Source organism: Kocuria sp. NPDC057446 (genome assembly GCF_042802875.1).
GTDB lineage: Bacteria > Actinomycetota > Actinomycetes > Actinomycetales > Micrococcaceae > Kocuria.
In genome coordinates this window covers 1-18,012 of sequence record NZ_JBHVDI010000008.1, presented here as the reverse complement: position 1 = coordinate 18,012, position 18,012 = coordinate 1, and the positions used below count along the sequence as shown (strand labels likewise).

Genomic DNA, 18,012 nt, shown 5'->3' with positions numbered 1-18,012 from the left:
GGACTCACCGGAGGAAGGCGGCGGCCACGCCGGCGTCGACGGGCACGTGCAGACCGGTGGTGTGGGAGAAGTCGGCGGTGCACAGGGCGAACACCGCGTTGGCGACGTTCTCGGGCAGGACCTCCCGCTTGAGCAGGGTGCGCTGGGCGTAGTACGCGCCCAGCTCCTCCTCCGGCACGCCGTAGACCGCCGCGCGCTTGGCGCCCCAGCCCCCGGCGAAGATCCCGGAGCCGCGCACCACCCCGTCCGGGTTGATGCCGTTGACCTTGATGCCGTGCTCGCCCAGCTCGGCGGCCAGCAGCCGGACCTGGTGGGCCTGGTCCGCCTTGGTCGCGGAGTAGGCGATGTTGTTGGGGCCGGCGAAGATCGAGTTCTTCGAGGAGATGTAGACGATGTCCCCGCCCAGCTCCTGGGCGATCAGCACCCGGGCCGCGTTCTTGGCGACCAGGAAGGAGCCCTTGGCCATGACGTCGTGCTGCAGGTCCCAGTCGGCCTCGGTGGTCTCCAGCAACGGCTTGGACAGCGACAGCCCCGCGTTGTTGACCACCAGGTCCAGGCCGCCGAAGGCCAGGACGGCCGCCTCGATCGCGGCCTGCACGGCGGCCTCGTCGGAGACGTCCACGGCCACGCCGACGGCCGCGTCCGGCCCGCCGAGCTCCGCGGCCGCGGCCCGGGCCTTCTCCTCGTCCAGGTCGGCGATGACCACGCAGGCGCCCTCGGCGGCCAGACGGGTGGCGATGGCCCGCCCGATGCCCGACGCCGCCCCGGTGACCAGGGCGATCCGGGTGGCCAGCGGCTTGGGCGCGGGCATGCGCCGGAGCTTGGCCTCCTCCAGGGCCCAGTACTCGATGCGGAACTTCTCGGCCTCGTCGATCGGCGCGTAGCTGGAGATGCCCTCGGCCCCGCGCATCACGTTGATGGCGTTGAGGTAGAACTCCCCGGCGACCCGGGCGGTCTGCTTGTCCTTGCCGAAGGAGAACATCCCGACCCCGGGCACCAGCACGATCGCCGGGTCCGCCCCGCGGATCGCGGGCGAGTCCAGGCCGGCGTGACGGTCGTAGTAGGCCTGGTAGTCGGCGCGGTAGGCCTCGTGCAGCTCCTGGAGCCGCGCCACGCACTCCTCGACCGGGGCGCCGGCGTGCAGGTCCAGGACCAGGGGCTTGACCTTGGTGCGCAGGAAGTGGTCCGGGCAGGAGGTGCCGAGTGCGGCCAGGCGCGGGTGCTCGGCGGCGGCGAGGAACTCCAGCACCCGGGCGTCGTCGGTGAAGTGGCCGACCTGCGGACGGTCGTGCGAGGCCAGTCCGCGGATCACCGGGGCCAGGGCCGCGGCCTTGGCCCGGCGCTGCGCCTCCGGCAGCGCCTGGCAGCCGTCCAGGACCGGGCCGAAGGGCTCGGGCCGGCCGTGCTGGTCGATGTAGGCCTCGGCGGTGCGGATGATCCACAGGGAGTTCTGCTCGGACTCCTCGCTGGTGGCGCCCCACGCGGTGATGCCGTGCCCGCCCAGGATGCACCCGATCGCCTGCGGGTTCGCGTCCTTGATCGCGGCGATGTCCAGGCCCAGCTGGAAGCCGGGGCGGCGCCAGGGCACCCACACGACCTTCCCGCCGAAGATCTCGCCCGTGAGCGCCTCGCCGTCGGCGGCGGTGGCGAGCGCGATGCCGGAGTCGGGGTGCAGGTGGTCCACGTGCGCGGCGTCGACCAGCCCGTGCATGGCCGTGTCGATGGACGGCGCGGCCCCGCCCTTGCCGTGCAGGCAGTAGTCGAAGGCCGCGACCATCTCGTCCTCCCGCTCCGCCCCGGGGTAGACGTCGACGAGGGCGCGCAGCCGGTCCAGCCGGAGCGCGGCCAGGCCCTTCTCGGCCAGGGTGCCGAGGTCGCCGCCGGAGCCCTTGACCCACAGCAGCTCGACGCCCTCGCCCGTGACGGGGTCGGTCGCAGTGCCCTTGGCGGAGGTGTTCCCGCCCGCGTAGTTGGTGTTCCTCGGGTCCGCCCCGAGCCGGTTGGACCGGGCGATGAGGGCGGCGACGGTGTCCTGCGCGGTGTCCTGCGCGGTGTCCGGGGCGGTCTGCTGAGCGGTGGTGTGTCGGGCGGTCATGTCAGGGGGCTCCTCGTCGGGCGGGTCTGGTGGGCTCTGGTGGAATCGGGCGGGCAGCTGCGAAGGGGCTCAGGAGGCCCAGGAGGCCTGGGTTCCGCCGACGCGCTCGGCGGCCAGTCGCTGCTGGTGCCCGGAGGCGGCGTAGGCGGCCATCGGCTCCGCCGGCAGGCCGCGGGACTCCCGCCAGCCCGCCAGGGCGGGGCGGACGTCGGTGTAGAAGGCGTCCATCAGGACCTGGTGGGCGCCGAGCACGTCCCCGGCCTCCTGCGCGGCGGTCAGCGCGGCGCGGTCGACGAGCAGGGCGCGGGCGGTCATCTCCTGGACGTTGAGCACCGAGCGGATCTGGCCGGGGATCTTCTCCTCCACGTTGTGGCACTGGTCGAGCATGAAGGCCACCCCCGAGGCCGGGTCCAGCGCCCCGCCGCGGATCACCTCGACCATGATCCGGAAGAGCTGGAACGGGTCCGCCGCCCCCACGATGAGGTCGTCGTCGGCGTAGTTGCGGGAGTTGAAGTCGAAGGAGCCGAGCTTGCCGAGCCGCAGCAGCTGCATCACGATGAACTCGATGTTGGTGCCCGGGGCGTGGTGGCCGGTGTCCAGGCAGACCAGCGCCCGCTCCCCGAGGGCGGTGACCTGGGCGCAGGCCGTGCCCCAGTCGGGGACGTCGGTGTGGTAGAACGCCGGCTCGAAGAACTTGTACTCCAGCACCAGCCGCTGCTGCGCCGCGACCTGGGCGTAGATCTCGGCCAGCGACTCCGCCAGCCGGTCCTGGCGTCCGCGCATGTCCTGCTGGCCGGCGTAGTTGGACCCGTCGGCCAGCCAGATCTTCAGGTCCCGCGATCCGGTCTCGCCCATGATCTCCAGGCACCGCAGGTGGTGCTCGACCGCCTTGGCCCGCACCGCGTGGTCCGAGTGGGTCAGGGAGCCGAACTTGTAGGCGTCGTCCTGGAAGGTGTTGGAGTTGATCGTGCCCAGCGCCACCCCCTGGTCGGCCGCGTACCGGGCCAGGGCCGCGTAGTCGTCCACCTGGTCCCACGGGATGTGCAGGGCCACGGTCGGGGCCAGGCCGGTGAGGCGGTGCACCGTGGCGGCGTCGGCGATCTTCTCCTCCACCGTGCGCGGGGTGCCCGGCGTCGAGAAGACCCTGAACCGGGTCCCCGAGTTGCCGAACGCCCACGAGGGCAGCTCGATGGCCTGGGCGGCCAGCTGGGGCGCGATGTCGTCGAACGAGGTCATGAGGATTCTCCTGGGTGCGGGTCATCGGTACGGGTCCGGGGCGGGTGCAGGACCGGGAGCTGGTCCTCGAGGTGGAAGACCTCGGTCAGCCGCAGGAAGCCCTGGTCGGGCGGGAGGTCGAGGTCCTCGAAGAACGGGGCCATCTCGGTCTGCCACCGTGCGTTGACGTCGGTGGCGGCCATTCCGGCCTGGGCTGCGGCCAGGTCCTCGGTCTCGAGGTAGCCGATCAGCAGGCCGTCCTCGCCCAGGAACAGGGAGTAGTTGCGCCAGCCCGTGGCGTGCAGGGCGCGGAGCATGTCGGGCCAGACGGTGGCGTGGCGTCGGGCGTACTCGGCGAGGTGCTCCTGCTTGACCTGCAACCGGAAGCAGACGCGTTCCATGTCCGTCCTCTCATCGAGTGGTGCTGGGGTCTGTGGTTGCCGGCTCCGCGGTGCGGGGAGACGGTCGTGACGGTCCCCCGGTTCGGCGAGAGCCGGGGGTGCTCCCGGTGCGAGGCGGGCTGCCCTCGCACCGGGAGGCTGCCGACGGCTCAGAAGTCGTAGTCGTCGATGTTGTCGGCGCTGAACTCGGTCGGGGGACCGACGACGACGGTGCCGCCCTCCTCGACGGTGCGCTCCCCGAGCTCACCGGCGGTGAACGTGTCGCCGGGCTCACCGGTGATGGTGCCGTCCACGAGGGCCTTGGCCGCGTGGGCGGCGACCTCGCCGAGCTGGGCCGGGTCCCACAGGGCGAACTCGCTGACGGTGCCGTCCTTGACGAAGGAGCGCATCTCGTTGGGCAGGCCGAGACCGGTCAGTGCGACCTCGCCCTTGTGCTCGGAGGTCGAGAGGTAGCGGGCGGTGGCGGCGATGCCCACTGTGGTGGGCGAGATGATGCCCTTCAGGTCCGGGTGGGCCTGCAGGAGGCCCTGGGCCTCCTGGAAGGACTTGTTGTCGTCGTCGTCGCCGTAGACCTTGGCGACCAGCTCGATGTTCCCGTACTCGGGGTTGGAGGCCAGCTCCTCCTCCATGTACTTGATCCACTCGTTCTGGTTGGTGGCGTTGGCGGTGGCGGAGAGGATGGCGATCTTGCCCTCGCCGCCGATCTGCTCGGAGATCATCTCGAGCTGGATCAAGGCCACGTCCTTGGCGTTGACCTGGTTGACGAACAGGTCGCGGCAGTCCGGGTTGGTGTCGGAGTCGAAGGCCACGATCTTGGCACCGGCCGACCGCGCCTCGCCGAGGGCCCCGCAGACGGCGTCGGGGTCGTTGGCCGCGATGGCGATGGCGTTCGTCCCTGCCTGGGTCTCGGCGTTGATGAAGGTGACCTGGCTGGAGGCCGAGGCCTCCAGCGGTCCGACGACGTTGGCCTCGGCGAAGCCGGCGGCCTCGGCCGCCCCCTCCCCGCCACCGAGCACGACGTCGGTGTAGGGGTTGTTGAGCTGCTTGGGGATGAAGGTGATGGCGGCGTCGCTGACTTCCTCGCCGCCGCCCTCACCCGCTGCGTCGGTCGAGCCTCCGCCGCCGCAGGCGGACAGGGTCAGGGTGCCGGCCATCGCGAGGGCCGTCAGCCCGGTGAGGCGCTGGGCGCGGGAGCGGGTGGAGAACATGGGTGGTTCCTTCCTTGCCGGGGTGGCCCCGGCGGGCGGTGAGCGGGTGAGCAGGTGGGGACGGTGGTCAGGCGGGGTCCGGGAGGGCCAGCTGGTTCCGGAGTCTGCGGGTGTGTCGCCACTTCCCGACGGCTGCGCCGATGCTGGGGGCCACGACCGAGGCGATGAGCAGCACGCCGGTGACGGTGACGAGGACGACGTCCGAGACCCGGTCCAGGCGCAGGGCGTAGTTCAGCGACCCGATGAGGAGCACCCCGGCCACGACCCCGGGCACCGTGCCCTTGCCGCCGAAGATCGAGACCCCGCCGAGCAGGACGGCGGCGATGACCGTCAGCTCCAGGCCGGAGGCGTTGTCGGAGCGGGCGGAGGTGTATCGGAAGGTCCAGAAGATGCCCGCGGCTGCCGAGACGAGCCCGCTGGTGAGGTAGAGCACGAACTTGGAGCGGTTCACGTTGATGCCGACGAACCGGGCGGCGTCCTTGCTGTAGCCCATGGCGTAGAGCCCGCGGCCGAAGGCCGTCCGGTGGAGCACCAGCCCGGTGAGCAGCACGAGCAGGGCCACGGGGATCATGACGACCGGGATGCCGGTGGCGCCGAGGCGGGCGGAGGCCAGGGCGGTGACCTCGACGGGGAAGTCGGCCACCGCGTTGTCGCCGATGATGACCAGGGCCAGGCCTCGGAACAGGGCCAGGGTGCCGATGGTCACGGCGAGGGAGGGGAGGCCGAGATGGGCGATGAGCACGCCGTTGAGGGCTCCGGCGGCGATTCCGCAGAGGAGCGCGACAGCGATCGCCGCCCAGATGCCCATGCCCCCGGCCCACAGCACGCCCAGGACGGCGCTGGTCAGACCGGCGATGGAGGCCACGGAGAGGTCGATCTCCCCGGTGATGACGATCAGGGTCATCGGCATGGCGATCAGCAGGACGGCCACGACGTCGAGCAGGAGAAAACCGACGGTGACGGGGGTCGCGAAGCGCGGGACCGCGATCGCGGCGAAGAGGAGGAACGCCACGAGCAGGTAGATCATCACGGCGTCGCGGCCGGCCCACCAGCGGGGTCCGGTGACGGTGTCGTCGGGCAGAGGCTTCGAGGTGTCGACGGCGGTGACGGAGACGGTCTCAGACATGGCGTCCCTCCTTTTCGCGAAGGTGCTTGGCCCGGCGCAGGCCGGCCAGGCGGTCGATGAGGATGGCGGCGAGGATCAGGACGCCGACGATGGCCTGCTGCCAGAACTTGTCGACCTGCAGGGCGGTCAGGGAGGAGGTGATGGTGTTGAGCAGCACCGCGCCGATCGCGGCGCCGAGGATGGTCCCGCTGCCGCCGAAGATGGCCACACCGCCCACCACGGCCGCGGCGACCACGTCCAGTTCCAGGCCGGCGCCGGTGGTCGCGCCGACCGCGTTGAACCGGCTGGTGTACAGGACACCGGCGAGCCCCGCGAGGGCGCCGTTGGCGACGAACACGGTGAGGGTGCGCCTGGCCACGGGGATGCCGAAGAGCCGGGCGGCGTCGGGGTCGGAGCCGATGGCGTAGAGGTCGCGCCCCGGGCGGGTGCCGCCCATGAAGACCGCGACGGCGACGACCACCACCAGGGCGAGGACGGTGATGACGGGGACGCCCAGGACGGTGTCCACGGACAGTGCGCCGAACTCGGCGGGGCGGTCCCCGGCGAAGTACTGGGTGCCGCCGGCCCAGGCGTTGTTGAGCCCGCGGTAGATGTAGAGGGTGCCCAGGGTGATCACCAGGGCCGGGACCTTGGCGAAGGTGACCAGGGCGCCGTTGACGGCACCGAGCAGGGCACCGAAGAGCATCCCGCCGAGGAAGACCACCGGAACGGGCACCTCGGGGGCGATCGAGAAGACGGTGCCGGTGCCGAAGGCGACGAGTCCCAGTACGGAGCCGACCGACAGGTCGACGTTGCGGGTGATGATGACCATGGCCTGCCCGGCCGCGAGGATCACCATGATCGTGGCGTTGAGCAGCAGGTCCTTGGTGCCCTGCGGGGAGAGGAACGCGGGGTTGTTGACGCTGGTGAAGACGATCAGCGCCACCAGAGCCACGATCACCGGCAGCTCCCGGTGCCTGAGCAGCCGGGAGAACCGGTCGCTGCCGCCGTGGGCGGCCCGCGGAGCGGGTGCGGGTGTGGACGCGGTGGCCGGTCGCTGGTCCAGGGGCGTGCTCATCGGTGGTCCTCCGTGGCTCCGGTGGCGGCGTGCATGACGGTTTCGGGCGTGGCCTCGGCCCGGTCGAGGGTGGCCGTGATGCGGCCCTCGTGCATGACGAGCACACGGTCGGCCATGCCCAGCACCTCGGGGAGCTCGGAGGAGATCATCAGGATGGCCAGACCCTCCGTGGCGAGTTCCGAGATCAGGCGGTGGACCTCGCTCTTGGTCCCCACGTCGATCCCGCGGGTGGGTTCGTCGATGATCAGCAGCTTCGGCCCGGTGGCCAGCCACTTGGCCAGCACCACCTTCTGCTGGTTGCCGCCCGAGAGGGTGGACACGGGCTGGTGCAGGGACGAGGTCTTCACCTGCAGCTTCCGGGTCCACTCCCGGGCGGCGTCGGACTCGGCGCGCCCGTTGATCAGGCCCAGGCGGGTGAACTTCTCCCGCAGGGTCAGGGTCGTGTTGCGTCCGACGGACAGGTCCATGACCAGCCCCTGCTTGCGGCGGTCCTCCGGTACGAAGCCGATGCCGGCGCCGATGGCCGCCTTCGGGCTCCCGGCCCTCAGCGGCCGGCCGGCGACCTCTACGGTGCCGGCGTCGTAGGCGTCGATGCCGAAGACGGCCCGGGCCACCTCGGTGCGACCGGACCCCACGAGCCCGGCCAGGGCGACGATCTCCCCGGCACGGACCTCGAAGTCGATGCCCGCGAACACTCCCCGGCGCTCCAGGTCCTTCACCGTGAGCACGGGCTCGCCGATCTCGGCCTCGAGCTTGGGGAACAGGGCGTCGATGTCGCGTCCGACCATGTCCCGCACGATCTCCTCCACGGTGGTCTCCGCGGTGCGGTGGGTGGCGATGTAGCGGCCGTCGCGCATGACGGTGATCCGGTCGGACAGATCGAAGACCTCGTCGAAGCGGTGGGAGATGAACAGGATCGCCGCCCCGGCGTCCCGCAGGGCACGGGCGACCGTGAACAGGCGGTCCACCTCGCGGCCCGACAGCGCAGCGGTGGGCTCGTCCATCACCAGCACCCGGGCGTCCAGGGAGATCGCCTTGGCGATCTCGATGATCTGCTGGTCCGCGATGGACAGCCCCTCGGCCGTGCGGGCCGGGTCCAGGCCCACCCCCAGACGGTCGAACAGCCCCGCCGCGTCCCGGCGCATCCGCGCGTGGTCCACGAGACCGAGACGGTTCCGGGGTTGACGGCCGATGTAGATGTTCTCGGCCACCGACAGGTCGGGGAACAGGGTGGGCTCCTGATAGATGACGGAGATGCCGGCGGCCTTGCTGTCGGCCACCGATCGGAAGGCCACCGGCTCGCCGGCCACCGAGAACTCCCCGGCGTCCGGGGCGTGCACCCCGGCCAGGATCTTCACCAGCGTGGACTTGCCCGCCCCGTTCTCCCCGCACAGGGCGTTGATCTCCCCGGCCCACAGCTCGACGGTCCCCTCCGCCAGAGCGATGACAGGACCGAAGGTCTTCAGAGCTCCGCGCAGGGCCAGGACGGGGCGGTCCCGGTGAGAGGCTGGTGCTGCCATGGTGTGTTCACTTTCGTGATGAGGGTGGGGGCGGAGGTTGTAAATCGTTTCAATTGCCGTGTGAACTAGATCATATGAACCGTGTAGTGTGGTGTCAATCACCGGTTCAGTGAGATTCTTCCGGGGTTGATCCGTTTCAAGGACGGCGGTGTGACGGCGGCTCGTCCACGGCAGAGGGGGAGGGCGTGGTGATGAACGTCGGCGTCAAGGACGTCGCTCGGCTCGCAGGGGTCTCCGTGGGGACCGTCTCCAACGTCCTGAACCACCCGGATCGCGTGACGCCGGCAACGCGGGAGCGGGTGCAGACCGCGATCGAGAAGCTGGGGTTCGTGCGCAACGCGGCCGCCAGCCAGCTGCGGGCCGGCCTGAGCCGCAGTGTCGGCCTGATCGTGCTGGACGCCGCCAACCCCTTCTTCACCGAGCTGGCCCGGGGCGCGGAGGATCATGCCGCTTCGCAAGGCATCTATGTGCTGGTGGGGAACAGCGGGGAGGACGCGGAACGGGAGGCCGACTACCTGGACCTGTTCGAGGAGCAGCGCGTGCGCGGCGTGCTGATCTCCCCCGTCGGCGACGTGTCGGCGCGACTGTCCCGGCTCCGCAGCCGGGGCATTCCCACGGTCCTGGTGGACCGGCAGACGTATCGGGAGGACTTCTCGTCGGTGTCCGTCGACGACGTCGAGGGCGGGCGCCTGGCCGCGACGCACCTGGTGGCCCTCGGTCGGCGGCGGATCCTGTTCGCGGGGGGACCGATGAGCCTGCGACAGGTCCGCGACCGCCTCGACGGCGCCCGGGAGGCACTGCGGGAAGCCGGCCTGCCCGGCCCCGAGGTGCTCGAGACCGACGCCATGACCACCGCCGCCGGCCGCGCGGCCGCCGACGCCATCCTCCGGCTGCCCGTGGAGAGGCGCCCCGATGCCGTCTTCGCCGCGAACGACCTGCTGGCGCTGGGCATGATGCAGGGGCTGCTGTTCCGCGGCTCTGCCCGGGTCCCGGAGGACATCGCTCTCATCGGCTACGACGACATCGATTTCGCGGCGTCCGCCGCCGTGCCCCTGAGCTCCGTGCGGCAGAACGCCGCCGAGCTCGGCCGTGCGGCGATGGAGCTGCTGCTGACCGAGGCTTCCAGCGGCCCCGGATTCGAGCCGCAGCAGCTGATCGCCGAACCCGAGCTGATCATTCGTGCCTCCACCGCAGGGCAGGACTCCCCCGCCGGACCACGGGCTGTCTAGCGCGACCTGGTCGGCGCCCCGCACGGCGAGCGCGGGCCGACCCACCACGGCAGGGCGGCTCGACGTTCTGCCGTGACCTCAGGCGGGCGTGAGCCGGTGCCGCAGCACCTCGGCCCCGCCTCCCGTGAGCAGGAGCAGCAGCGCGGCGCCGAGGCCCAGCTGCTGCAGCGTCAGGTGGGCGGCGACGTCCCGCACCGTCCATCCCTCGCACAGCGACGGCTCGTCCCACCGCTCCCCGGAGATCCCGGCGAGCAGGTCCGCCGTGCCCCGGCGCTGGAGATCGATCACGGCCCAGACGTCGTCGTCGCTCCTCCGGCCGTCCGCACTGTCGTCCACGACCCGGTTCATGGCTTTGCCCCCTCACCCCGGGCCGAGGCCGCCACCGGGGTCCCTCACGTCTCTCGGGGTGCCTCGGCGATACAGCGCGGCGTACTGGGGGCACCCAGGACGGACCGGCCGCGGAAGGCATCCACAGCGCTGCTCGAGATCACCGAGCCGCACGCGGCGCCGGAGGAGCGGGGGTGAGGCTCAGGCCTCCTTGGGGATGATGATCCACAGCGCGATGTAGACCAGCTCCCCCACGCCCACCAGGCCGAAGACGATGAACCCCAGGCGCAGCAGGAACTTCGGCAGTCCGAAGCGGGCGGCCAGGGCCGCGCAGACGCCGGCGATGAGCTTGCCGTTGCGGGGGCGGACCAGTGCAGTGTTCATGCCCGGATTCTATCAACGCCCCGCCGGACACGCCCGGGGGCGAGGCCGTCCGGTCCGGGCGGAGCGGACGGCCCCGGGCCGGTCTCAGAGGTCGACGACGCCCTTGTCACCCTTGATGGTGTCGCCGGTGACCTTGGCCTTCACGAGGTTGGCCACCTGGGTGACCTTGCCGCCGCCGGGGGTGTCCCAGTACTCGGCGGAGCGGCCGGTGACCTCGATGAGGACGTTGTCCGGGTTCTCGGGACCGCCCTCGAGCCAGGAGCCGGTGAAGCTGTCCCACAGCTCCTTGAGCTTCGCCTCGTCGTTGAGCACGAGCGCCGTGCCGGTCAGCGACACCCAGGCGCCGTTGCCGGCGTAGGCGACGTTCACGGCCGGGCGCTGCTGCAGGTCCTGGACCTGGTCCGAGGTGCGCTCGGCGATGAAGTACACGGTCCCGTCGAAGTCCACGTCCTGCGTGGCCATCGGCTTGGAGATCAGGTTCCCGTGCTCGTCCGCGTGGGTGAGCATGGCGATGCGGGTGGACTTGATGAGCTCGCGCACCTTGGCGGTGCCGTCGTTCTGGTCGGTCATGGGGAGATCCCTTCTTCGTTCGACGTCTGGGCCGTGCCACTGCTGAACTGCTCGACCACCGGGCCGGCAGCGGGGCCGCCGGTCCGCGGCACGGAGGGCCAGTCTACGAACCCTGGGGGCCGCACACGAGGGGGCTCGTGGAAGCCGCCGGGATGAAGGGCGGCCGGCCGGTCCGGCGGGCGGTCCGGGCTCCGCCGAGGACCGCCCTCAGGTGGCGTCGGGACCGGGCTCCGCGACGGCTCGGGCCAGCAGCTCGCACACGGCCGTGACCCATTCGTCCGTCACAGGGCGTCGGAGCATGCCGACCCGGTGGAGGGCGGCCCCCACCAGAGCGTCCGCCACGTCAGCCGGGGCGACGTCCGGGGACCACTCCCCGCGAGCCCGGGCCCGGCGGACCAGGTCATCCAGCGGCTGCTCGGAGGCCTCCAGGCGCCGTGCGACGACCGTCCCCACCTCGTCGGACATCCCGTCCGCCATGGCCACCAGGAGCAGTGCCCTGCCCGCGGGCGTGGCCAGGTGCCGCGCCAGGGGCTCCAGCACGGCCGCGAGATCCGTGCGCAGCCCGCCCGTGTCCTCCGGCACCCCGAAGGCGTCCAGCTGGCGCTCGAGAGCGGCGACGACGAGCGCGCCGCGGTCCGGCCAGCGGCGGTACACGGAGGTCCGGTGGACACCCGCGCGCCGCGCGACCCTGTCGACGCTCAGCGCGTGCGGTCCCGTCACGGCCAGCTCCTCGAGCGTGGCCGCCAGTACCACGCCGTCGATGGGCACGGCGGGGCGGCCCGCACGGCCCGATGACCGTGCCGGACGGTGCTCGGGGACCGGGATGCCGGGGCACATGCACCCATTGTCGCCCGCGTCGGACGCATCCTGTGCTGGAGCCGTCGGCGCGGTCGAGCCTTCCTGCGCGGAGCACGCCTTAATGCAACAATGTGTTGCATTAAGGAGGTGTTCATGGACGTCCTCATCGTGGCCGTCGACTCCCGCGGTGGTGTCCAGCCCTACACCGCGCTCGCGGCGGGCCTGCAGACCCGGGGCCACTGCGTCGTCGTCGCGGCGCCCGAGGACCTCGCCTGGCTCCCCCAGCAGCACGGCGTGCCAGCCGTCGCCCTGCCCGGCAGCATGCAGGAGGCCGCCGGGAGGCTGCCGTCCACCGAGAAGATGCGCGGGCTCGTGCCGCGCGGGATGCAGGAGGAAGTGAGCCGCCAGGCCGCCGCGCGGACCACCGCGCTCCTGGACGCCGCCGTGGCGGCCGACGTGGTCCTGGCGGGCATCGGAGGTGCTCCCATCGCCCGTCCGGTGGCCGAACGGACCGGGGCCCGGTTCCTCCCGGCGCACCTGCACCCGCTCGGCCCTGTGACGGGCGCGTTCCCCGGGGTCCTGGCCCCACGCGTGCCGCGGTGGGCAGGACGGGCCGGCAACCGTCTCGCCCACCGGCTCACCGCCCTCGCGGCCGCCGCACCCACGCGCCCCGCCGAGCGCGCCGCCCGAGTCGCCGCGGGCCTGCCGGAACAGTCCCCCGCCCGGCCGGACGCGGGCGGGCTGTACGGCATCAGCCCGCAGGTGCTTCCCCCGCCCTCCGACTGGCCGGCCCGTCATGTGCTGACCGGCTACTGGTTCCTCGATGCCCCTGCGGGCGGGCTCGATCCCGAGCTGGAGACGTTCCTGCGGGACGGGGCGCCCCCGGTGGTGGTGGGCTTCGGCAGCATGTCGAGCGCCGACGCCCTCCGGACCTCGCGGATTGTGACCGCGGCGCTGCGGGCCACCGGCTCCCGCGGCGTCCTGCTGACGGGGTGGGGCGGCCTCGCCGCCGAGGGATCCGGTGCGGGCCTCGGCGCCGACGTCCTGGTGCGCACCGCCGTCCCCCACGAGCTCCTGCTGCCGCGGGCTGCCGCCGTGGTGCACCACGCCGGGGCCGGGACGACGGCGGCCGGGCTGCGCGCGGGCATCCCGAACATCGCGGTCCCCTTCGGCGTGGACCAGCCGTTCTGGGCGGCCCGGATCCACGCCCTCGGAGCGGGGCCCCGGCCGATCCCCCGTTCCAGGCTCACTGCCGAGCGGCTGGCCGCCGCCCTCGAGGAGTCCCTGGGAGACGAGTCGCTGCGGGAACGGTCGCGGCGCCTGGGCGCGGCGATCCGGACGGAGGACGGTGTCCGCACGGCCGTGGACCACCTCGAGGCATGGGGAACGGGGCGCGGGACCGGCTGATCAGGACTCCGGAGACCCGGCGGCGGGGACCACCGCGTTCCTCGCGGTGCTGATCGGCAGGTTCACGGGGCACGCCATCTGCCCGGCGAGGCGGTGGACCACGGCGAATCAGGCGGGCCCGTGCCCAGCCGGGCGCTGCGGCGCTCGCCGGACCCGACGGCGGGGGCCGCTGTGGCCCCAGTGACGTCGTCGTCCTCGGGGAACGCGGTGCCACCGGCCACGGGCGGGACGCAGGAGGTCAGGAGCTGCGCCAAGGGCGGGGTGCCGCTCGAGGGGACGAGGTGGTCCCCCCACGGTGTCGGGGATCGCGGTCCCGCACCAGCGCGGGGACCAGCCGCACCAGCACCACCATCCCCACCAGTTCCACGAGGGTCTGGGTGACGACGACGAGCGGCGTGAGCGCGAGCCGCTCCGGCAGCGCCAGGGCCAGCGGGAGCACCACGAGGGAGTTGCGGGTGACCCCGCCGAAGACCAGGGCCCGGGAGACGGGCACGTCCAGGCGGGCGAGGCGGGCGGCCAGGATCCCGATCGGGACCATGAGCACCAGGAAGCCGGCGTAGAGCGGCACGACCGCCGCGAGGTCGGCCAGCTGCTCCCCCACCCCGCGCACCTGCGAGGCGATCACCGTGAACAGGGTGAGCGCCATCAGCGGCACCATGGCGGTGGCCGTCGCGGACTCCAGCCGCCGGGCCGCGGCGACGCCGGAGGCCGCCCGCTGCACCAGCGCCGCCGCGGCCAGGGGCAGCAGGATCAGGAGCACGAAGGCCTCCACGAAGGGGCCGAGCTCGACCAGCGCGACCGCCTCCGGGCCGGCGAGGAGCAGCAGGTAGACCGGCAGGAGCAGCATCTGCGCGAGCATGAGCAGCGGGGCGGCCGCCAGGAGCCGGTCGGCGGCACCGCCGGCGAGACCGGTGAAGACGATGACGTAGTCCACGCAGGGGGCCAGCAGCACGAGCAGCACGCCCAGCAGCAGCGCCTCGTGCCCGGCGACCGTGCGGGACAGTCCGAGGACCACGACCGGGACGACCACGAAGTTGACCACCAGCAGCGACCCCAGGAAGCGGAGGTCCGCGAAGGCCCGGCCCAGCGAGGAGAACGGGACCGCCAGGAACGTGGCGAACAGCAACAGCCCCAGGACCGGCGTGATGGCCGGGGCGAGCGCCGGGGCGCCGGGCACCGACCGGCCCACGAGGACCGCGGCGGCGATGGCGCTCAGGTACACGGCCACCTGGTGGCGCTCCGCCCACGCGGCGGCTGTCGGTGCGTTCACCCGCCCCAGCCTAGGGGCCACGACCCTGACGAAGCGGGGTGGCCGGGGGCGCACGGACAGCCAGGTCACCGGCGCTGTCCCCACAAGTGCTGCGGGGACGGCCCGGCGTCGTGCCGGTGCTATTTGCATTCGCGATGTCACGATGGGGGTGCGCCCCGGCAGGCGCCTCGCCCCCCACTCCTGGAGTCCCCTCGTGATCGTCGACCTGTTCTCCCGTGCCCGCACCTCGCCCTCCGCCACTGCGGCCCGCGCACCCTGGCGTGCCGCGGTCTCCTCGGCGGTCGTGGCAGGCCTGCTCCTGACCGGCGCGGCCGCTCCGGCCGAGGCGGCGAGCACCTACAGCGCCTCGCTGCGCGCCGCGGTGCAGGCCCTCCCGGTGGCCGCGGAGAGCAACTCCGGCTACGACCGCGCCCAGCAGTTCGGCGACTGGAAGGACGCCGACCGCGACTGCCAGAACACCCGGGCGGAGGTGCTGCAGAACGAGTCGAAGGTGCGGACCAGCTTCACCACGGCCAAGCGGTGCACGGTCAAGGGCGGCAAGTGGATCACCACCTGGGACGGGAAGGTCCACACCTCCGCCACCACCGTGCAGATCGACCACACCGTGCCCGTGCACGAGGCCTGGGGCTCGGGGGCGAGGCACTGGACGAAGGCCAAGCGCGTGGCGTTCTACAACGACCTCGGCGACCACCGCACCCTCAGCGCCCAGACCTCCCAGCTGAACTCCGCCAAGCAGGCGCGGGGCCCCGAGTCCTGGATGCCGTCGAAGCACCGCTGCGCCTACGTCGGGGAGTGGGTGGCCGTGAAGCACCGCTGGGGCCTGAAGGCCGACTCCGCCGAGAAGGCCGAGCTGGTCCGGCTGGCCGCCTCCTGCCCCAACGTGACCGTCAAGGTCGCCCGGGCGTGACCCCCCTCAGGCAGGCGGTTCCCTGGCGCTGACCGCGACCGGCGATCGGTCGCCTCCGCCGGTGCGGTGCGAAGGGCAGGACCGGCCCGGCGCTCGCGGCGCCCGCCGACCCTCAGCTCGGAGGCGGTCGGATCAGAGGCGGTCGAGGAACTCCCCGATGTTCTCCCAGGTCCAGGTCTCACAGCGCGCCGCGCCCATCGCGGCCGGCTTGTTGCGGTGCTCCGTCTCCACCCACAGACCCAGCAGCGGCTTGTCCTCGGTCACGGCGCACTCGATCTGCCACAGCGCCGCATCCGAGGACGGTGTCGAGCCGCCGATCAGCGCGATCACCCCGTCGCAGCCGCGGATCCGCTCCCGCACGCTCTCCTTCCACTCGCTGGGGCACGTCACGTCGCCGGGCGGATCCAGGAACCGGGCCTGGTCCCCGGCGCGGTCCCACTGTGCGGTGAAGAGGTTCCGGAACAGTTCGTCCTGCTCCGCGGATGCCAGAAATACAGTCTTCGGCGCCATTGCCGTCAACTCCCAAGAATTTGTGCGTCGGTACCAACGACAACCACAGTAGGTGGTGCCACGGCGTGGGCGGACGGGACGGGGCAACATGCCTTAATGAACGCATCGGGACTCGATGCCGGGTGCGGCCCTTTCCGCGCGAGAGCCCTGACGGCAGGCTCCCGCCCGGCATCCGGCCGACGACGGCATCGCCGCTTCCGGCGACACGTTCCAGGACGCCGATGGGCCGAGGTCCGAAGTCTCGCACCCTGAGCCCTCGGCCGGATCGGTGCAGAGGAACATGGAGGAGCCCTGCGCGATCATTAGGCTCATCGAGAAGGACGCAGCGGCCACGCCGCACCACTCAACGGATGGGAGTCGGACCATGGGAGACGACAGGACGGTTCTGGAGGCATCCGCGGATCTGTTCCGTGCGCACGGGATGACCACGATCTTCGGCAATCCCGGCTCCAACGAGCTGCCCTTCCTGGCCGGGCTGGGCGAGGACTTCGACTTCGTGCTGGGACTGCACGAGCAGGTGGTGGTGGGCATGGCCGAGGGCTACTCCCGCGCCACGGGCAAGCCGGTCCTGGTGAACCTGCACGCCGCGTCCGGGACCGGCAACGCCATGGGGGCGCTGACCAACGCGCGGTATGCGCACGTGCCGCTGGTGCTGCTGGCGGGCCAGCAGGTCCGGCGCACGGTCGGGCAGCAGGCCATGCTCGCCAACGTGGAGGCGGGAATGCTCACCTATCCGCTGACCAAGTACGCGCACGAACCGCTGTCCGCCGCTGACGTGCCGCGCACGCTGTCCCAGGCCGTGCTCGAGGCCACCACCCACCCGCGAGGTCCGGTCTACGTGTCGGTCCCCCTGGACGACTGGAACGAACCGGCCCTTCCCGATGACTCCCTGCTCGTCGAGCGCTCGGTGACCACAGCGGGTGCGCTGCCCGACCGGCTCGCCCGGGACCTGATCGCCGCCGTCGACGACGCACGGTCCCCGGCGCTGGTACTGGGCCCCCAGGTCGACGCGGCCGCGGTCCGGGACCCTGCGGTCTTCGAGGCCGTGGTCCGGCTGGCCGAGCACGCCGATGCGACGGTGTACGTGGCGCCGTCACCGTCGCATGCCCCGTTTCCCACCACCCACCCCAACTTCGGCGGCGTCCTGGTCCCGGGCATCGACTCGGTGCGACGCGGGCTGTCCGGGCACGACGCCGTGCTCGTGCTCGGCGCACCGGTGTTCCGGTACCACCGGTGGGAGCCGGGGGACTACCTCGAGCCCGGCACGCGGGTGTGGCAGTTGACGCAGGACCCGTCCGAGGCCACCCGCGCCCCCTTCGGCCGGGCGGTCGTCGCCGACGTCGCCGACGCCGTCACCGTGCTGGCCCAGGGCGTGCGGGATCGCGGTGCTCGGCGTCCCGCGCGCCGGCTGCCCGCGGCGAGGACCTCCCCCGAGGGGATGACGGGCACGGAGATCCTGGAGGTCCTGAACCAGCACGTCGACGACCGCGTCGTCTACGTCAACGAGACCACCACCCTCGACCTGGAGTATCTCGAGCGGGTCGCGATCGACCGACCGGGCGGATACCACTTCCCGGCCTCCGGCGGCCTCGGCTTCGGTCTGCCGGCCGCCGTCGGGATCTCCCTCGCCGTGCCGGAGGCGACCGTCGTGGCCACTGTCGGCGACGGGTCCGCCAACTACGGGATCACCGCGCTGTACACGGCGGCGCAGCGGGACACGCGCACCGTGTTCGTGATCGTCAACAACTCCGGATACGGTGCGCTGGCCGGGTTCGCCCGGCGCATGGGCGTGCCCGACGTGCCGGGTCTCGTCCTGGGAGAGATCGACTTCGTGTCCCTCGCCCAGGGGTACGGGGTGCGCGCCCTCCGCACCGCCACCCGCGAGGAGTTCGAGCGCGCCTACCAGGACGCCCTGCAGGCGGACGGCCCCGTCCTCATCGACGCCCGGGTGGTGTGAGGCCTGACGGCTCGGGGCGCGAGCCCCGAGC

At 72.3% G+C, this 18,012-nt stretch carries 17 protein-coding genes; 4 read left to right on the top strand and 13 right to left on the bottom strand.

Translation table 11 applies throughout. The features are described 5' to 3' along the window. Positions 1–4: 4 nt before the first annotated feature. The 7 genes from ACFU0Y_RS02140 to ACFU0Y_RS02110 all read right to left on the bottom strand — a co-directional run bounded on the left by ACFU0Y_RS02140 (position 5) and on the right by ACFU0Y_RS02110 (position 8,622). Positions 5–2,095, bottom strand: a complete 2,091-nt coding sequence (locus tag ACFU0Y_RS02140) for a bifunctional aldolase/short-chain dehydrogenase (protein ID WP_380212797.1) — start codon at positions 2,093–2,095, stop codon at positions 5–7. A 69-nt stretch (positions 2,096–2,164) separates the two neighbouring features. Continuing rightward, positions 2,165–3,331, bottom strand: coding sequence for an L-rhamnose isomerase (gene rhaI / locus ACFU0Y_RS02135; RefSeq protein ID WP_380212796.1), 1,167 nt, complete (start codon positions 3,329–3,331; stop codon positions 2,165–2,167). Then, positions 3,328–3,711 carry an L-rhamnose mutarotase gene (locus ACFU0Y_RS02130; protein WP_380212795.1) on the bottom strand — a complete coding sequence of 128 codons (384 nt, stop codon included), beginning with the start codon at positions 3,709–3,711 and terminating at the stop codon, positions 3,328–3,330. The genes rhaI and ACFU0Y_RS02130 overlap by 4 nt, the downstream gene beginning before the upstream one ends. Before the next feature lie 149 nt (positions 3,712–3,860). After that, positions 3,861–4,919, bottom strand: coding sequence for a rhamnose ABC transporter substrate-binding protein (rhaS, locus tag ACFU0Y_RS02125; RefSeq protein ID WP_380212794.1), 1,059 nt, complete (start codon positions 4,917–4,919; stop codon positions 3,861–3,863). 67 nt (positions 4,920–4,986) lie between these two features. Next, positions 4,987–6,045 carry an ABC transporter permease gene (locus tag ACFU0Y_RS02120; protein WP_380212793.1) on the bottom strand — a complete coding sequence of 353 codons (1,059 nt, stop codon included), beginning with the start codon at positions 6,043–6,045 and terminating at the stop codon, positions 4,987–4,989. Further along, positions 6,038–7,102 (bottom strand): ABC transporter permease, encoded by a 1,065-nt coding sequence (locus ACFU0Y_RS02115; protein ID WP_380212792.1) that lies wholly within the window; start codon positions 7,100–7,102, stop codon positions 6,038–6,040. Before ACFU0Y_RS02115 ends, ACFU0Y_RS02120 begins: the two co-directional genes overlap by 8 nt. Continuing rightward, positions 7,099–8,622 (bottom strand): sugar ABC transporter ATP-binding protein, encoded by a 1,524-nt coding sequence (locus ACFU0Y_RS02110; protein WP_380212791.1) that lies wholly within the window; start codon positions 8,620–8,622, stop codon positions 7,099–7,101. The genes ACFU0Y_RS02115 and ACFU0Y_RS02110 overlap by 4 nt, the downstream gene beginning before the upstream one ends. A gap of 191 nt (positions 8,623–8,813) precedes the next feature. On the opposite strand from ACFU0Y_RS02110, the gene ACFU0Y_RS02105 reads away from it, so the two are divergent. Next, a complete protein-coding gene (locus tag ACFU0Y_RS02105) occupies positions 8,814–9,851 on the top strand; it encodes a LacI family DNA-binding transcriptional regulator (protein WP_380212830.1) in 1,038 nt (345 codons plus the stop codon). Between the two features lie 78 nt (positions 9,852–9,929). On the opposite strand, the gene ACFU0Y_RS02100 is transcribed toward ACFU0Y_RS02105, so the two are convergent. The 4 genes from ACFU0Y_RS02100 to ACFU0Y_RS02085 form a co-directional block, all read right to left on the bottom strand. Beyond that, positions 9,930–10,199: a maleylpyruvate isomerase N-terminal domain-containing protein gene (locus ACFU0Y_RS02100; RefSeq protein WP_380212790.1), complete on the bottom strand. Its 270-nt coding sequence runs from the start codon at positions 10,197–10,199 to the stop codon at positions 9,930–9,932. Positions 10,200–10,379: 180 nt separating this feature from the next. Beyond that, positions 10,380–10,562 (bottom strand): PspC domain-containing protein, encoded by a 183-nt coding sequence (locus ACFU0Y_RS02095; RefSeq protein ID WP_380212789.1) that lies wholly within the window; start codon positions 10,560–10,562, stop codon positions 10,380–10,382. A gap of 84 nt (positions 10,563–10,646) precedes the next feature. After that, positions 10,647–11,132, bottom strand: coding sequence for a pyridoxamine 5'-phosphate oxidase family protein (locus ACFU0Y_RS02090; protein ID WP_380212788.1), 486 nt, complete (start codon positions 11,130–11,132; stop codon positions 10,647–10,649). Positions 11,133–11,339: 207 nt separating this feature from the next. Next, a complete protein-coding gene (locus ACFU0Y_RS02085; protein WP_380212787.1) occupies positions 11,340–11,969 on the bottom strand; it encodes a TetR/AcrR family transcriptional regulator in 630 nt (209 codons plus the stop codon). 114 nt (positions 11,970–12,083) lie between these two features. On the opposite strand from ACFU0Y_RS02085, the gene ACFU0Y_RS02080 reads away from it, so the two are divergent. Continuing rightward, positions 12,084–13,337 carry a glycosyltransferase gene (locus ACFU0Y_RS02080; protein WP_380212786.1) on the top strand — a complete coding sequence of 418 codons (1,254 nt, stop codon included), beginning with the start codon at positions 12,084–12,086 and terminating at the stop codon, positions 13,335–13,337. 238 nt (positions 13,338–13,575) lie between these two features. On the opposite strand, the gene ACFU0Y_RS02075 is transcribed toward ACFU0Y_RS02080, so the two are convergent. After that, on the bottom strand, positions 13,576–14,607 hold the full coding sequence (locus ACFU0Y_RS02075; protein WP_380212785.1) for a bile acid:sodium symporter: 1,032 nt from the start codon (positions 14,605–14,607) through the stop codon (positions 13,576–13,578). A gap of 193 nt (positions 14,608–14,800) precedes the next feature. Here ACFU0Y_RS02075 and ACFU0Y_RS02070 point away from each other — a divergent pair, with 193 nt between their 5' ends. Then, positions 14,801–15,514: an HNH endonuclease family protein gene (locus tag ACFU0Y_RS02070; RefSeq protein ID WP_380212784.1), complete on the top strand. Its 714-nt coding sequence runs from the start codon at positions 14,801–14,803 to the stop codon at positions 15,512–15,514. 132 nt (positions 15,515–15,646) lie between these two features. Here ACFU0Y_RS02070 and ACFU0Y_RS02065 read toward each other — a convergent pair whose 3' ends face one another. Further along, a complete protein-coding gene (locus ACFU0Y_RS02065) occupies positions 15,647–16,024 on the bottom strand; it encodes a TIR domain-containing protein (RefSeq protein ID WP_380212783.1) in 378 nt (125 codons plus the stop codon). A 364-nt stretch (positions 16,025–16,388) separates the two neighbouring features. Here ACFU0Y_RS02065 and mdlC point away from each other — a divergent pair, with 364 nt between their 5' ends. Further along, positions 16,389–17,981 carry a benzoylformate decarboxylase gene (gene mdlC, locus ACFU0Y_RS02060; protein ID WP_380212782.1) on the top strand — a complete coding sequence of 531 codons (1,593 nt, stop codon included), beginning with the start codon at positions 16,389–16,391 and terminating at the stop codon, positions 17,979–17,981. The last annotated feature ends 31 nt before the right edge of the window (positions 17,982–18,012 follow it).

Coding starts and splice junctions, on each gene's coding strand:
- ACFU0Y_RS02140 (WP_380212797.1), bottom strand. CDS start 2,095: ATGACCGCCCGACACACCACCGCTCAGCAGACCGCCCCGGACACCGCG.
- rhaI (WP_380212796.1), bottom strand. CDS start 3,331: ATGACCTCGTTCGACGACATCGCGCCCCAGCTGGCCGCCCAGGCCATC.
- ACFU0Y_RS02130 (WP_380212795.1), bottom strand. CDS start 3,711: ATGGAACGCGTCTGCTTCCGGTTGCAGGTCAAGCAGGAGCACCTCGCC.
- rhaS (WP_380212794.1), bottom strand. CDS start 4,919: ATGTTCTCCACCCGCTCCCGCGCCCAGCGCCTCACCGGGCTGACGGCC.
- ACFU0Y_RS02120 (WP_380212793.1), bottom strand. CDS start 6,045: ATGTCTGAGACCGTCTCCGTCACCGCCGTCGACACCTCGAAGCCTCTG.
- ACFU0Y_RS02115 (WP_380212792.1), bottom strand. CDS start 7,102: ATGAGCACGCCCCTGGACCAGCGACCGGCCACCGCGTCCACACCCGCA.
- ACFU0Y_RS02110 (WP_380212791.1), bottom strand. CDS start 8,622: ATGGCAGCACCAGCCTCTCACCGGGACCGCCCCGTCCTGGCCCTGCGC.
- ACFU0Y_RS02105 (WP_380212830.1), top strand. CDS start 8,814: ATGAACGTCGGCGTCAAGGACGTCGCTCGGCTCGCAGGGGTCTCCGTG.
- ACFU0Y_RS02100 (WP_380212790.1), bottom strand. CDS start 10,199: ATGAACCGGGTCGTGGACGACAGTGCGGACGGCCGGAGGAGCGACGAC.
- ACFU0Y_RS02095 (WP_380212789.1), bottom strand. CDS start 10,562: ATGAACACTGCACTGGTCCGCCCCCGCAACGGCAAGCTCATCGCCGGC.
- ACFU0Y_RS02090 (WP_380212788.1), bottom strand. CDS start 11,132: ATGACCGACCAGAACGACGGCACCGCCAAGGTGCGCGAGCTCATCAAG.
- ACFU0Y_RS02085 (WP_380212787.1), bottom strand. CDS start 11,969: ATGTGCCCCGGCATCCCGGTCCCCGAGCACCGTCCGGCACGGTCATCG.
- ACFU0Y_RS02080 (WP_380212786.1), top strand. CDS start 12,084: ATGGACGTCCTCATCGTGGCCGTCGACTCCCGCGGTGGTGTCCAGCCC.
- ACFU0Y_RS02065 (WP_380212783.1), bottom strand. CDS start 16,024: ATGGCGCCGAAGACTGTATTTCTGGCATCCGCGGAGCAGGACGAACTG.
- mdlC (WP_380212782.1), top strand. CDS start 16,389: ATGGGAGACGACAGGACGGTTCTGGAGGCATCCGCGGATCTGTTCCGT.